The sequence below is a fragment of the Pseudomonas sp. GCEP-101 genome, from assembly GCF_025133575.1.
Classification (GTDB): domain Bacteria; phylum Pseudomonadota; class Gammaproteobacteria; order Pseudomonadales; family Pseudomonadaceae; genus Pseudomonas; species Pseudomonas nitroreducens_B.
This window is the reverse complement of sequence record NZ_CP104011.1, coordinates 5312049-5324813: the sequence shown is the minus strand read 5'-3', so window position 1 is coordinate 5324813 and position 12765 is coordinate 5312049. Positions and strand designations below refer to the sequence as shown.

The 12765-nt window shown below is 65.9% G+C and carries 13 protein-coding genes; 10 read left to right on the top strand and 3 right to left on the bottom strand.

Going from position 1 to position 12765, the window contains the following annotated elements; all coding sequences use genetic code 11:
* Window positions 1-177: 177 nt before the first annotated feature.
* A complete protein-coding gene (locus N0B71_RS24025; protein ID WP_259755372.1) occupies window positions 178-1104 on the top strand; it encodes a cation diffusion facilitator family transporter in 927 nt (308 codons plus the stop codon).
* Here N0B71_RS24025 and N0B71_RS24020 read toward each other — a convergent pair.
* On the bottom strand, window positions 1101-2018 hold the full coding sequence (locus N0B71_RS24020; protein ID WP_259755371.1) for a LysR substrate-binding domain-containing protein: 918 nt from the start codon (window positions 2016-2018) through the stop codon (window positions 1101-1103). The two genes, N0B71_RS24025 and N0B71_RS24020, sit on opposite strands and share 4 nt — an antisense overlap.
* 26 nt (window positions 2019-2044) lie before the next feature.
* Here N0B71_RS24020 and N0B71_RS24015 point away from each other — a divergent pair, with 26 nt between their 5' ends.
* The 5 genes from N0B71_RS24015 (at window position 2045) to N0B71_RS23995 (ending at window position 6080) form a co-directional block, all read left to right on the top strand.
* A complete protein-coding gene (locus tag N0B71_RS24015; RefSeq protein ID WP_259755370.1) occupies window positions 2045-2608 on the top strand; it encodes a putative quinol monooxygenase in 564 nt (187 codons plus the stop codon).
* A 32-nt stretch (window positions 2609-2640) separates the two neighbouring features.
* On the top strand, window positions 2641-3102 hold the full coding sequence (alaE, locus tag N0B71_RS24010) for an L-alanine exporter AlaE (RefSeq protein ID WP_259755369.1): 462 nt from the start codon (window positions 2641-2643) through the stop codon (window positions 3100-3102).
* Window positions 3103-3156: 54 nt separating this feature from the next.
* A complete protein-coding gene (locus N0B71_RS24005) occupies window positions 3157-4152 on the top strand; it encodes an NADPH:quinone reductase (RefSeq protein ID WP_259755368.1) in 996 nt (331 codons plus the stop codon).
* Window positions 4153-4421: 269 nt separating this feature from the next.
* Window positions 4422-5402, top strand: coding sequence for a hypothetical protein (locus tag N0B71_RS24000; RefSeq protein ID WP_259755367.1), 981 nt, complete (start codon window positions 4422-4424; stop codon window positions 5400-5402).
* A gap of 72 nt (window positions 5403-5474) precedes the next feature.
* Entirely contained in the window at window positions 5475-6080 is a 606-nt protein-coding gene (locus tag N0B71_RS23995; RefSeq protein ID WP_259755365.1) for a hypothetical protein, read from the top strand.
* A gap of 38 nt (window positions 6081-6118) precedes the next feature.
* On the opposite strand, the gene N0B71_RS23990 is transcribed toward N0B71_RS23995, so the two are convergent.
* Together N0B71_RS23990 and N0B71_RS23985 are read right to left on the bottom strand one after the other, a co-directional pair.
* On the bottom strand, window positions 6119-7405 hold the full coding sequence (locus N0B71_RS23990) for a glycosyltransferase (RefSeq protein ID WP_259755364.1): 1287 nt from the start codon (window positions 7403-7405) through the stop codon (window positions 6119-6121).
* Window positions 7406-7632: 227 nt separating this feature from the next.
* Window positions 7633-8565 carry a GntR family transcriptional regulator gene (locus tag N0B71_RS23985; protein ID WP_259755363.1) on the bottom strand — a complete coding sequence of 311 codons (933 nt, stop codon included), beginning with the start codon at window positions 8563-8565 and terminating at the stop codon, window positions 7633-7635.
* 202 nt (window positions 8566-8767) lie between these two features.
* Between N0B71_RS23985 and N0B71_RS23980 the strand changes: the two genes are divergently transcribed.
* From N0B71_RS23980 to N0B71_RS23965, 4 genes are all read left to right on the top strand, one after another.
* Window positions 8768-9817 carry a polyamine ABC transporter substrate-binding protein gene (locus N0B71_RS23980; RefSeq protein WP_259755362.1) on the top strand — a complete coding sequence of 350 codons (1050 nt, stop codon included), beginning with the start codon at window positions 8768-8770 and terminating at the stop codon, window positions 9815-9817.
* Between the two features lie 172 nt (window positions 9818-9989).
* Entirely contained in the window at window positions 9990-10862 is an 873-nt protein-coding gene (locus N0B71_RS23975; RefSeq protein WP_259755361.1) for an ABC transporter permease, read from the top strand.
* Window positions 10855-11661: an ABC transporter permease gene (locus N0B71_RS23970; protein ID WP_259755360.1), complete on the top strand. Its 807-nt coding sequence runs from the start codon at window positions 10855-10857 to the stop codon at window positions 11659-11661. Before N0B71_RS23975 ends, N0B71_RS23970 begins: the two co-directional genes overlap by 8 nt.
* The gene (locus tag N0B71_RS23965) at window positions 11654-12733 is read left to right on the top strand and encodes an ABC transporter ATP-binding protein (RefSeq protein ID WP_259755359.1); all 1080 of its coding nucleotides are present in this window, start codon (window positions 11654-11656) and stop codon (window positions 12731-12733) included. Before N0B71_RS23970 ends, N0B71_RS23965 begins: the two co-directional genes overlap by 8 nt.
* Window positions 12734-12765 lie beyond the last annotated feature (32 nt).

Here is a 12765-nt window from a genome sequence, read left to right as displayed (position 1 = left end):
CGCCCGCCAAGGCCCACCTCCAGCCGCCTTGCGAGCGTGCACGGTGACATTGCCGGCGCGCCAATGGCCTTGGTCCGCGCGCTCGCTTATAGTCGCGCCCCCCAGCGAAGCCGCCAGCGCCATTCAGGCCTGTCCTCGGCAACGCCACCACTCACGGCGCGAGGAGCACGCCAGATCATGAAAACAGAACAAGGCATCCTGCGGCTCTCCATCATCGTGACCGTGCTGCTGGCCGGTTTCGGGATCATCGTCGGCCTGTTGTCGGGATCCTTCTCCATCGTCTTCGACGGCGTCTACTCGCTGGCCGACGCCAGCATGAGCGGCCTGGCGCTGATGGTGGCCACCCTGATCCGTCGCCACACCACCGAAGGCGACGCCAGCCGGCGCCTGGCCGAGCGCTTCAACATGGGCTTCTGGCACCTGGAGCCGATGGTGCTGGCGCTCAACGGCACGCTGCTGTGCGGGGTCACGCTGTACGCGCTGATCAACGCCGTCGGCCGCCTGCTCAGCGGCGGCCACGCGCTGGAATTCGGCTTCGCCATCCTCTACGCCGCCGTCGCCACGCTGGTCTGCTTCGCCCTGGCGGCGGTGCAGTTCCGCGCCAACAAGCGCATCGGCTCGGACTTCGTCGCCCTCGACGCGAAGTCCTGGGTGATGTCCGGCAGCATCTCCCTGGCCTTGCTCATCGCCTTCCTGGTCGGCGACGTGGCCACCGTGAGCGGCTACGCGCACATCGGCCCGTATGTCGACCCGGCGGTGCTGGCGCTGATCTGCCTGGCGATCCTGCCGATTCCGTTCCTGACCATTCGCCAGGCGTTCAAGGACATCCTGCTGGTCACTCCGCCGGAGCTCAAGGAACATGTCGACGAGGTGGCCACGGCCACCGTCGCCCAGCATGGCTTCCTGGCCTACCAGGCCTATGTCGCCAAGGTCGGGCGGGCGCAGCAGATCGAGCTGTACTTCATCGTCCCGCCGACCTGGCCGGCGCAGACCCTGGCCGAGTGGGACAGGCTGCGCGACGAGATCGGCGAGGCCATCGGCGGCGAAGGTCCCAACCGCTGGCTGACCATCGCCTTCACCACCGATCCGCTCTGGACCCGCTAGTCCGCCGGTCGGGACGCCGCGGCAGGCCCGTCGCTGCCCGCCGCGCGCGGCGGATGCGCGGACTTCGCGAACTCCTGGCGCAACCACGACATCACGCGCTGCGCCGGGCGTGACCGCTGGCCACCCCGCTCGATCAGATGGAACGCGCGTCCGGAACTGACGCGATAGCGGGTCAGCCCGACCAGGCGGCCTTGTTCGATCAAGGGCGTCACCAGCGGCTCGATGCCAATGGCGATCCCGTCTCCGCACAGGGTGCGCTCGTAAAGCAGCACCGAGTCGACCGGGCGGATGCGGATCTCGCCTTGGTCCAGCGGGTGCGCCTCCAGCCATTCCTGCCAGAACTCCGGGCGGTGGTTCGGTCCCAGCAGCCGGTGGCGCAGCAGATCGGCAGCGTCCGAGATGCCGCTGAGGTGATCGGGGCTCCAGACCGGGTAGAGGTGAATCGGCAGCGTCGGCACCGTCGCCTCGGCGGTGCTGGTCGATAGCCGGATGACCGCGTCCAGGTTCCGCGCATCGAGATCCTCCAGCACGGCAGAGGTCTGAACGTCGACTTCGATATCGGGGTTTTCGCGTTCGAATCGGTTCAGCCGGGGAAGCAGCCAGCGTGTCGCGAAGGTAGGCACCGTCGACAGCCGGACGACATGGTCGTGCTCCCCCCTGGCCTCCCGGCTGGCTTGCCGGAGCTCGGTCAGCACCGGGGCCACGCGGGCCAGGAAGGCCTCGCCGGCCGGCGTCACCACCACGCCGCGGGAGACGCGATCGAACAGGCGCACCTCCAGGTCCGACTCCAACTGGGCAATGCGCCGGCTCAGTGCCGGAACCGACATGGCGATCTCATCGCCCGCGGCCGCCAGGCTGCCGAGGCGGGCAACGGCCAGGGCCGCTTCGAGAGACCTGAGCGAGGGTAATCGCATGCGGGAAACCTCCAGGGATCGTCACAATGCCTTTCGATTTCCGAAAGGCACTTGTCGAGATCGCAATTGTTCCGGATGGAAGAACCACCAAGACTCCGGGTGATCGGCAACGGATCAACCCACTCCCTCTGGAGGATAAGCCAATGTCAGCCCCGGAATCTCCCCGCTCTTCCGCCGACAGTCTCGTCACGCCACCTGGCTCCTCGCCGGGGGACGTGCGTGCCACCGATGGCCGGGCCCATCGCGGAGTCGAATTGCGTGGGGAGAATGGTGTCGAAGGTCCGAAGGCCTTCTACATCCACATCGAGGCGCGTCCGGGAAAGGAACGCGCGGTCATGCAGATGCTGCGTGACATCTACGGATGCGTGCTGGACGAGCCCGCGACAGGGCCATGGTTTGCCGTGCGCTATTGCGAAACGACCTTCGGCATCTTCGAGGCATTTCCCAGTATCGCGGGCCGCGATGCCCATGTGGCCGGCGGCGGTGGCGATATCTTCCGCGACAGCGCGCGGATGAACGACATCCTTGCGTATCCGGCCCAGGTCCACCGAGTCGATGTGCTGCTGATCAAGGCGCTGTTCGCCACCTAGTGGTTTCGCTCACACCGCAAAGGAGAGGGGATTTGCCTCAACGCTCGCCCTGGCACCAGCGTCGGATCGCATTCCTGGCCGACACCACCGCGCTGATCCTGTTCTTCACCACGACCGGGATCATCAATGAGCGATTCATCGCCGGCATGGCGTGGGACCAGGTGCTCCAGGCTCGACTGCTGGGAGCGCTGCTGATGGTGCCGGTGGCAAGGCCCTACGGCCTGTGGCGGGACTGGCTGATGCAGCGAGCCACCCGGGGACGGCTGTCCCGGCTGCTGTGGGACAGCCTGGCGCTGGTGAGTTTCCAGGTGCCGCTTTATGCGGCGATCATCGCCAGCAGCGGAGCCTCGGGTAGCGGCCTGCTGCGCGGGACGCTCGGCGCCGCCGCGATGATGCTCCTGCTGGGGCGGCCTTACGGCGCATTTCTCAACGGGGTTCGCAGGCTCTTCGGATTGCCCGCCGGCGGCGCGAAACCCATGTCGCTGAACAGCTGAACCGACGCGCTCGCTTGCAGCGGGCAGCGCTGGTCGAACGGGGAAGAAAGCACGATGAAGGCCGCCTATTACCACACACAGGGCCGCGCGCGGGACGTATTGACGGTGGGCGAGGTCGCGGAACCCGTGCCCGCTGCCGGCGAGGTGCGGGTACGCATCTTTGTATCGGGATTGAACCCGAGCGACATCAAGGCACGGACGGGCTTCTCGGCCACGATGGCCTACCCGCGCATCATTCCCCATCAGGACGGCGCGGGGGTGATCGATTGCGTCGGCAAGGGCGTGTCGGCGCAGCGCATCGGGCAGCGGGTCTGGGTCTACGAGGCGCAGCAGGGTGGTCCCAACGGCACGGCCGCCGAATCGGTGGTGGTGCCGGCGCACAAGGCGGTCGAGCTGCCGGCGGACGCGGGGATGGCGGTGGGAGCGTGCCTGGGCATCGCCGCGCTGACGGCGCACCGTTGCCTGCTGGCCGACGGCAGTATCCGCGGGAAGCGGGTGCTGGTGCATGGCGGTGCCGGCGCTGTCGGCAGCGCAGCGATACTGCTCGCCAAGTGGGCGGGAGCCTGGGTGGCCACGACCGTTTCCACTGCGCAGCAGGCGGCCGTGGCGCGCGCTGCCGGCGCGGACCTGGTCATCGATCGTCATCGGCAGCGCACCGCGGACGTGCTGATGGCCGCCACCGGCGCCCAGGGCGTCGAGCGGATCGTGGACGTGGACCTGTCGGCGAACCTCGCCACCAACCTTGCCTGCTCGGCGCGGGACGCCGTGGTGAGCGCCTATGCTCTGCGGCAGGCGACAGATACCGTATCGGTGCCGATGCTCGAAGCGATGAAAAAGGGCATCGTGCTTCGCTTCGTGTACATCTACAGCGTCCCGCAGGCGGACAAGCTCCTGGCGATTCGCGATATCACCCAATGCCTGAGCGCGGGCGCCTACGCGCCGGAAATCGGCCGGATATTCAGCCTGGATCGGATCGTCGACGCCCACGAGGCGATGGAGTCATCCTCCGTGATCGGGAAGATCCTCATCGAGGTCAGGGGCGAAGGCTAGCCGGCAACGCCGCCCAACGGGCCTCACGCTGCCGGCCCATGGACGAGCGGCCCTTCCCGTCGTGATAGAGGCACGATGCTCATTCCCGCTACGCCCGAAGGAAATCCGGCCTTTGCCATGCCATGAAGAAAGTGCCGTCGCCGATACTGCGCTCCCCGACGGGGGCTGCTGACGATAGCTATCAGCGGCATCGCAGAGATCAGGGAACTACCGTGAGTCGACCATCATCCGACGGCGCTCCTGGCTTTCGAGCAGTGTGGGGCGGCCGCATGCGAGCGGCGCTGGGCACCGCCGCCACCTGGGGTTTTGTCTGCTGGCTGGCTGCGCTCCCGTGGACGCTTGGCGGATTTGAATTTGGCTTTCCTCCATTCCTGCTCGCCTTGGTGGCGGGCGGGCTCTGCGCCTTTTCCTTCACCAATTGGGTACTGTCGTTTAGCTCCCGGCGCATCGCTTGGACGCTGCGCATGGGTATGCTGCTGGCGATCATCGTGATGCTCGTCAACCTCACCGCAGTGTTGAAACTGATCAAGCCGCTACCGGATTGGGCTTCCCGCCAGCTGTTCTTCCTGATGATCGCCTTCGGCCCGTTTAGCGCCTGGGTGCTGAAGATGGAGCTGTACCTCTTCATCGACTGGCTCGGTGCCCACGCGGGTGCATGGCTGCGTCGTCTCAGGCTATTGCCAAAAGAGCAGCCTGACCCCGTCGCCCCTCGCTGGGCGATCAACAAGGCTCGGCCGGCGGTGTTAGAAGTTCACGCGTTGCGATGGAGCATGCGCGCCCTGACCGCGAGCATCGTCGCCGTCACTCTTTTGGGGAGCGGGATGAGCCTGGTGATCCTGATCTCTCTGGATCTGCATGGGCGGCGTGTGCCGCTAGCTCTGGCCGTTATCGTCTGCGCGGTGATTGGTTTGGCGTTGGCCTACTTATTCCTCACGCACCTGCGGTCACGCCGGCGGCGCTGGAAGATCATGATCGATGCCGCGGGGATCAGTGTGGCGTGTACCCACCAGAGCTGGGTGTTTCCGTGGGGGGAGTTGACGCGGGTCGAACTGCGGCAAAACACGGACTATGCCCGCCTGGTCGTGGCCAGCGCCTCGCAGCGGATCAGCTTATTGACGGGAATTGTCACCAGGCAGCCGTGCCACCTGCCGCCTTTCCCGAAAGAGGTTCAGCGCCGCTTGCGCTCCTCCGGGCTTGTCGAGTTGCCCGTCAAGGCGGCGGATCTGGCAATCTGGCAGCGTTCGTCTTGACACTCGGCGGCAGGTGCGAGCGAGGGGGCGAACAATGCGCGAATTGCAGGGACTCAACAGCGTGGCTGAACGATGAACAACTATCCCGTACGTCCGCCTGCCCGCCGGTGGAAAAACATCCTGGGCTGTGTTCTGGGAGGTTTTCTCGGCGTGGGGGGCATCTTTGGCGCCAGCATCGGCGCGCTGTTATTGATCGAGCAGGTCTGGCCTGAAGCGTCCCAGAGATTTGATACGGTGTTTCGTGCCACCGTGCTGGCGGTGCTCCTGGTACTGGTGCACCCGTGGTTGTCGTTGCGCCTGCTCCGAGGTCACCCGTTACTGGGCGAGCACGCTATCGTTGAGCGGCCCCAGCGCACCTTGCGTGGCACGGCCATCCTCTGGTTCGTGCTGCCGCATATCGTTTCCGCCGGCGTGTTGTTCTGGTCGTTCATGTCTATCGAGTGGTGGCTGACACGATGGCAGCTCCCCAAGCCAGGCCTATTCATCCTGCTGTGTGGCGCCGCAACCTTCGTCCCGGTGCTCGGCTGCTGGGTGCTTGCCGATAAGTTGCTCGACCGCTGCCGCGCCGAGCTGCACCTGGTGCAATTGCGCAGGGACATCATCGGCAGTTGGGGCATGGCTAGCGCAATGATCGCAGGGATCGCAGCCATGTTCTCGCTGCTGATGCGCCAACTGTAGGGAGAAGAGTGCTTGCCTATCGCTTTCTTCCAAGCACGTCAGTCCGCACAAATCCCCAGAATCGCCCGCGCCGCCGCCTCGGTGCCGCGCGAGGTCTGCATCTGTTCGCGCACGGTGGCCAGGCGTTGCTGCATGGCCTGGTCCGCGAGCAGCTCGGCGAGGGCGGCGGGCAGCGCCGCCAGCGGGTTTTCGAAGCGCGGCAGGTAGCGCGCCACGCCCACTTCCTCGGCGCGCCGGGCATTGTCGTGGCCGTCCCAGCAGTAGGGGATGATCACCGAGGGCAGGCCGAAATACAGCGCCTCGCAGAAGCTGTTGTTGCCGCCGTGGTGGATGAACAGCTGGCACTCGCGCAGCACCGCCGGCTGCGGGTACCAGCTGTCGAGGTAGACGTTGTCCGGCACCGTGTCGTAGTGCTCGCGGTAGGCGCCGACGTTGATCAGGAAGCGGTAGGGCAATTGCGCCACGGCGTCGATCAGCCGGCGCATCATCGCCACGTCGGCGGCGCCCAGGCTGCCGAAACTCACGTAGATCAGCGGGGCGTCGTCATGCCGGGGAAACTGCGGGGGAATGTACGGCGCCTCGCTGCGCACGCAGCCATCCAGGTACAGGTAGCGCTCGGCGGGCAGCGGTTTTTCGCGCTCGTAGCGTACCGGCGTCGGCGACAGCAGCAGGTTGAGCCAGGGCGAATCCTCGAGGAACTGGCCGGCGGGCAGGGGTGGGTGGCCGCACTCGGCGAGGAAGCGGGCGAAGCGCTCATGGGCGGGACGGGTCGCTCGCAGGTAGTGTTCGCGATAGGTGGCGCAGGCCTGTGCATCGCGGCTGCTGGCGCCGGACAGATAGGGCGGCACGGCGGCGTCGGGCAGTTCGGTTTCCGCGCAGGAAACCATGCGCACCCAGGGGCAGCCGGCCGCGGCGATGGCCGGGAAGCTGACCACGTTGTCCAGCACGATGGCGTCGGGCTTGAGCCGGGCGAGCAGCTGCTGCAGCGGTTTTTCCGATTCGATGGCGGTGTCGATGATGGCTTCCCAGGCCGGCGCGACGTAGCTGTCGATCTGCGCCAGGGGCGGCTGGTCGAAGTACGGCACGTTGCGCTCGATGAAGCGCTCCCAGTAGTGCTGGTGGTCGGCGGCGGAGAGCGGCGAGTCCAGCTGCAGCGGGTACTCGGCGAAGCCGTACTCGGCGAAGATGCCCTGGAAGTGCGCATGGCAGATGAACACCGGGCGGGCGCCCAGCTCGCGCAGGGCCTGGGCGATACCGATGCAGTTCAGCGCGGCGCCGAAGCTGGCCTCGGGGAAGAAGGCGATGGTTCTTGTTCTTTGCGTCATGGGCACATCCGGGTGTTGCTCAGAGCCTGTTTACGATCTGCTGCGCGTCGGCATAACGGCGTTAAAAACAGGCTCGGATTGCTCATTTACAGCTCGTAAACTCCGCATCCTCGCCTGTTTTTGCCTTGTTCTGCTCTGGCTCGCGAGATCGTAAACAGGCTCACGGGCGCTGCGGGAAACTGATACTGCATTTTTTCGCTAAAAAAAACACCCTGAGAGAAAAATAATCAGCGACGCCCTACGGCGAACGACTGGGGAATGCCGCGGTTGGCCGTCTGCGGGCGCTGCGCGAAGGACAGCCGCAAGTGCAGGCGCATCAGGTCGGCGGCCACTTCCAGCTGGCCGCGCTCGACCTGCTCGATGATCCGCAGATGCTCGCGCAGGGCCTCCTGCAGGCGGTGCACGCTGACCATCGGCAACAGGTTGGGCAGGCGGCGCAGGCGCTGGTGCTGCAGCAGGGCATCGCCGACGAAGCGGTTGCCGCAGCCCTGGGCGATCAGTTCGTGGAAGCCGATGTCCAACTCGCGGAACTGCGCCACGTCGAAGCGCTCGATGGGCGCGCCGAGCAGCTCCTGCATGGCGCCGCGCAGCAGGGCGAGGCGCGCAAGATCGGGCTCGAAGCCAGGGGCGAGCAGCGCCTCGGGCTCGAGGATCAGGCGGTAGCGCAGGCTGTCTTCCAGCGCCGCCAGGTTGTTCAGCAGCGGGCGGAACGACCAGCTCTGCCCGGCGCCGCGCTCCAGCACCTGGTCTTCGCTGAGCTGCGCCAGCACCTTCTGCGCGGCGGCGCGGCCGATGTCGTAGCGGCGCATCAGTTCGCTGGCGCTGAGGCTGTTGCCCAGCCGGCCGGCCATGCGGTCGCGCAACACCGAGGTGGCCAGCGCCTGTTCCTCGGCCTGGGGCAGGGCGGGGCCGAGCACCTGGGCGGACGGGTCGGCGGCCAGGCGATAGCCCTTGCCCGGCTCGTGGGCCACCAGGTGCTGTTCCAGCAGCAGGTCCAGGCCCGCGCGGATCAGCGTGCGCGACACGCCGAAGGTGCGCGCCAGTTGCTGCTCGGACAGACCGTCGCCATCGCTCAATCCCGTGTCCTGGGCGTGCTCGATGATCCGCCGGGCCAGTTCCAGGTGGTTGGTGCGCGGTCTTTTTTCGGTGTCCTTGCTCAAGCGGTTTCTCTCCAGCAGGCCCGTGGTAGAGGGGCGACCCGTTATGCCACAGCGGGGGTGGTCCAACAAGAATGTGAGAAATGGTTGTAGGAAATTGTTGACTTCGCCAGCGGTTCGGTTTTTATTTTTGAAAAAAGACATGTAGTACGCTTTTCGTTCCGCTGCCGTCGACACAACAACAACCAATCGTCAGGTACGCAAGATGAAGCTGAAGACCATGCTCTACGCAGGGGCCACCCTTGCGCTCACGCTGTCCGCCACCACGGCCAGCGCCAAGGATCTGGTGATCTCCATCTGGGACGGCTACATGGCCCCGGACAACCTGGAGAAGTTCCAGAAAGCCACTGGCCTTGAAGCCGACAAATCCCTCCACGCCACCAACGAAGAGATCATGGGCAAGCTCATGGCTTCCGGCGGCGAAGGCTATGACGTGGTGTTCGTGTCCTCGCCCTTTGCCGAGATCCTGCACAAGCAGGGCCTGCTCGCCGAGATCGATCCGGCCAAGGTGCCGAACCTGAAGAATCTCTACCCCGAAGCGCAGAAGCTCGAGTACGACGTCGGCAATCACTTCTCCGTGCCCTACACCTGGGGCACCACCGGCATCTGCTACCGCTCGGACAAGGTCAGCCCGGCGCCGTCCAGCTGGAGCGACCTGCTCAAACCCTCCGATGCCCTCAAGGGCAAGACCACCATGCTGGCCACCGACCGCTGGCTGCTGGGGGCGGGCTTTCTCGCCAACGGCTGGTCGGTCAACGACGGCAACCCGGACCAGATCAACGCCGTGCGCGATCAGCTGATCGCCACCAAGAAGCGCCTGCTGTCCTTCGACGACACCACCTTCTACTCCAAGCTGGCCTCGGGCGAGGCGCTGATGGCCCACGCCTGGGATGGCTGGTGCAACTACGGCACCCAGGCCAACGAGGCGATCAAGTTCGTCGTGCCCAAGGAGGGTTCCGACCTCTGGGTGGACACCATGGTCGTGCTCAAGAGCTCGAAGAACCCCGACGCCGCCTACCGCTTCATCAACTACATGCTGGAGCCGGCGAACCACGCCTGGGTCGCCGAGAACATCCTCTACAAGGTGCCCAACCAGGCGGCGATGGCGACCTTGAAGCCTGACCTGCTGGCCAAGTACCCGAACCTCACCACCACGCCGGCCGAGCTGGTCAAGCAGCAGCAGTTGCGGGATGTCGGCGGGTCCACGCAGAAGGCCTACACCCGCGCCGTGACCGAAATCATGGCTGCGCAGTAGGGCCGGCTGCGCGTCGGCGATGCTGCGTTGAGAACAAGCGCGGGCTTGCTTATTTACATCCGCGCCCACGCTTGTTCTCGCCTTGCCTCGCTCTAGCTCGCTCGCCCCACAAGTTCACTGCATTCAATAACCCTGAAGCACCCCACCTGGCGTGGGGTTGGGGGAACTACGCATGACCGCTTTGTCCGCCGACCGGAAACTCTCGGCCTGGCTGCTCGCGCCCGGCCTTGGCTGGCTGGCCCTGTTCCTGCTGCTGCCGTGCCTCTTGGTGCTGGTCTACAGCTTCCTCGAACGCGGTGCCTATGGCGGCATCGACTACGTGTTCACCTGGGAAAACTACCGCCGCGCGGTGGACCCGCTGTACCTCGACATCCTCCTGCGCTCGGCGAAGATCGCCGGCCTGGCCACGCTGTTCGCGGTGCTCATCGGCTACCCGGCGGCCTACGCCATCACCCGCAGCACGCCGCGTCGTCAGGCGGTGTTCCTGTTCCTGGTGATGCTGCCGTTCTGGAGCAACTACCTGATCCGCACCTACGCCTGGATCGTGCTGCTCAACCGCGAGGGCCTGCTCAACCGGCTGTTCCATCTGCTGGGCTACGGCGGCGAGCCGATCAGCCTGCTGTACACCGACGCCACCGTGGTGCTGGGGCTGGTCTACAACTACATCCCCTTCGTCATCCTCGCCATCTACAGCTCGCTGTCGCGCATCGACAACGAACTCTGGGAAGCCTCGCGGGACCTCGGCGCCTCGGGCTGGACCACCTTCCGCCGGGTGATCCTGCCGCTGTCGGTGCCGGGCGTGGCCGCCGGAGCGGTGTTCGTCTTCGTGCTGTCCATCGGCAACTTCATCACCGCCGACCTCTTGGGCGGCAAGCAGGTGCAGATGGTCGGCAACCTGATCTACGCGCAGTTCCTCACCGCGCGCGACTGGCCGTTCGGCGCTGCGCTGAGCTTCTTCCTGATCGGCATCATGATGCTGTTGCTGTTCATCCAGGCCATGGTCTCGCGCCGGGCCCAGGGCGCGGAGGGTGAACGCCATGCGTAACGCCTCCGGCATCGCCCTCGGCGCACACCTGTGGCTGGTGTACGCGTTCCTCTACGTGCCGATCCTGGTGCTGATCCTGCTGTCGTTCAACGCCAGCGGCCTGCCCACCGCCTGGGGCGGCGCGTCGCTGAAGTGGTACGCCAAGCTGCTGGCCAACGCCTCGATCCAGCATGCTGCGCTGAACACCCTGATCGTTGCGCTCACTTCCACTGTCATCGCCTGCGTGCTGGGCACGCTGCTCGCCCTCGGGGTGGAGATGCGCGCCCGCAACAATCCCGGCAGGAAGGGGGCGAACCTCGCCGACACCCTGCTGATGGCGCCGATGATCATCCCCGACATCGTGCTGGCCATCGCGCTGCTGAGCTTCTTCAACCTGCTGAAGATGAGCCTGGGGCTGCACTCGATCATCCTCAGCCACGTGGTGTTCAACATCGCCTTCGTCTGCGCGGTGGTGCGCACGCGGCTCAAGCACTTCGACTACTCCATCCTCGAAGCCTCCACCGACCTGGGCGCCGGCTGGTTCACCACCGCGCGCCGCGTGCTGCTGCCGGCGATCTTCCCCGGCGTGATGGCAGGCGGGCTGCTGGCGTTCACCCTGTCGGTGGACGAATTCATCATCGCCTTCTTCAACTCAGGTTCCGGGAGCGCCTCCACCACCTTGCCGATGCAGATCTACTCGATGATCCGCTTCGGCGTGACGCCGGAAATCAACGCCCTCGCCACCCTGGTGATGCTGGTCAGCTTCACCGCGCTGTTCGCTTCCCAACGTCTGAACAAGGTGCCCAAAGCCCATGACTAAGTCATCCGACCTGCTCGTGCTGGAGCAGGTGAGCAAATCCTATGGCGAGGGCCTGACCGCGGTGGACCAGGTGTCGCTGAGCATCCGCGAGAACGAATTCTTCGCGCTGCTCGGCCCCTCGGGCTGCGGCAAGACCACCCTGATGCGCATGATCGCCGGCTTCGAGACGCCGACCTCTGGCGCCATCTACCTCAATGGCCAGGATATTTCGCCGCTGCCGCCGAACAGGCGCCCGCTGAACCTGATGTTCCAGTCCTATGCGCTGTTCCCCAACATGACCGTGCGCGGCAACATCGCCTACGGCCTGGAGATGGAAAAGCTGCCGGCCGCGGAAATCCGCCAGCGCGTCGATGCGGTGCTGGACACCGCGCAGCTCGGCGCGCTGGCCAACCGCCGGCCGGACCAGCTCTCCGGCGGTCAGCGCCAGCGCGTTGCCCTGGCCCGCGCCCTGGTCAAGCGCCCGCGTGTGCTGCTGCTGGACGAACCCCTTGGCGCGCTGGACAAGAAGCTGCGCGAGAAGATGCAGCTGGAGCTCAAGCGCCTGCAGCACGAGAGCGGCATCACTTTCATCATGGTCACCCACGACCAGGAAGAAGCGCTGGTCATGTCCGACCGCATGGCCGTGCTGCGTGACGGCAAGGTCTGCCAATGCGGCAGCCCCAGCGAACTCTACGAAAACCCGGGCAGCCGCTTCGTCGCCGACTTCATCGGCGTCAGCAACCTGATCGAGGGCCGCCGCGTGGGCACCAACCGCCTGCAGGCCGGCGGCCAGGTGCTGAGCATCGAGACCACCGCCGAGTCGAGCCCCGAGAGCGTGACCCTGGCGCTGCGCCCGGAGCGTCTGCGGGTGCTCACCGACGCCACGCCCGCCACCGACAACCAGATCCACGGCGAGGTGGCCGAGGTGGCCTACCACGGCCTGGACACCAACCTGCACGTGAACACAGCGCTGTCCAGCAAGCCGCTGATCGTCCGCGTGCCGTCCTCGGACTACGACTTCCTGCGACTCGCCGCCGGCATGCCGGTGCGTCTGGGCTGGGATGCGCGGCATGGCCGCGTGCTGACTCACTGATCGCCTTAAGAACAAGACTGACTGGAGAGCAC

Bases quoted from the DNA above. Each gene is read 5' to 3' on its own strand.
- N0B71_RS23980 (WP_259755362.1), top strand. From the start codon at position 8,768: ATGAAGCTGAAGACCATGCTCTACGCAGGGGCCACCCTTGCGCTCACG.
- N0B71_RS24015 (WP_259755370.1), top strand. From the start codon at position 2,045: ATGCCTTTCGATTTCCGAAAGGCACTTGTCGAGATCGCAATTGTTCCG.
- N0B71_RS23970 (WP_259755360.1), top strand. From the start codon at position 10,855: ATGCGTAACGCCTCCGGCATCGCCCTCGGCGCACACCTGTGGCTGGTG.
- N0B71_RS23975 (WP_259755361.1), top strand. From the start codon at position 9,990: ATGACCGCTTTGTCCGCCGACCGGAAACTCTCGGCCTGGCTGCTCGCG.
- N0B71_RS23995 (WP_259755365.1), top strand. From the start codon at position 5,475: ATGAACAACTATCCCGTACGTCCGCCTGCCCGCCGGTGGAAAAACATC.
- N0B71_RS24020 (WP_259755371.1), bottom strand. From the start codon at position 2,018: ATGCGATTACCCTCGCTCAGGTCTCTCGAAGCGGCCCTGGCCGTTGCC.
- N0B71_RS24025 (WP_259755372.1), top strand. From the start codon at position 178: ATGAAAACAGAACAAGGCATCCTGCGGCTCTCCATCATCGTGACCGTG.
- N0B71_RS24000 (WP_259755367.1), top strand. From the start codon at position 4,422: ATGCGAGCGGCGCTGGGCACCGCCGCCACCTGGGGTTTTGTCTGCTGG.
- N0B71_RS23965 (WP_259755359.1), top strand. From the start codon at position 11,654: ATGACTAAGTCATCCGACCTGCTCGTGCTGGAGCAGGTGAGCAAATCC.
- N0B71_RS24005 (WP_259755368.1), top strand. From the start codon at position 3,157: ATGAAGGCCGCCTATTACCACACACAGGGCCGCGCGCGGGACGTATTG.
- N0B71_RS23990 (WP_259755364.1), bottom strand. From the start codon at position 7,405: ATGACGCAAAGAACAAGAACCATCGCCTTCTTCCCCGAGGCCAGCTTC.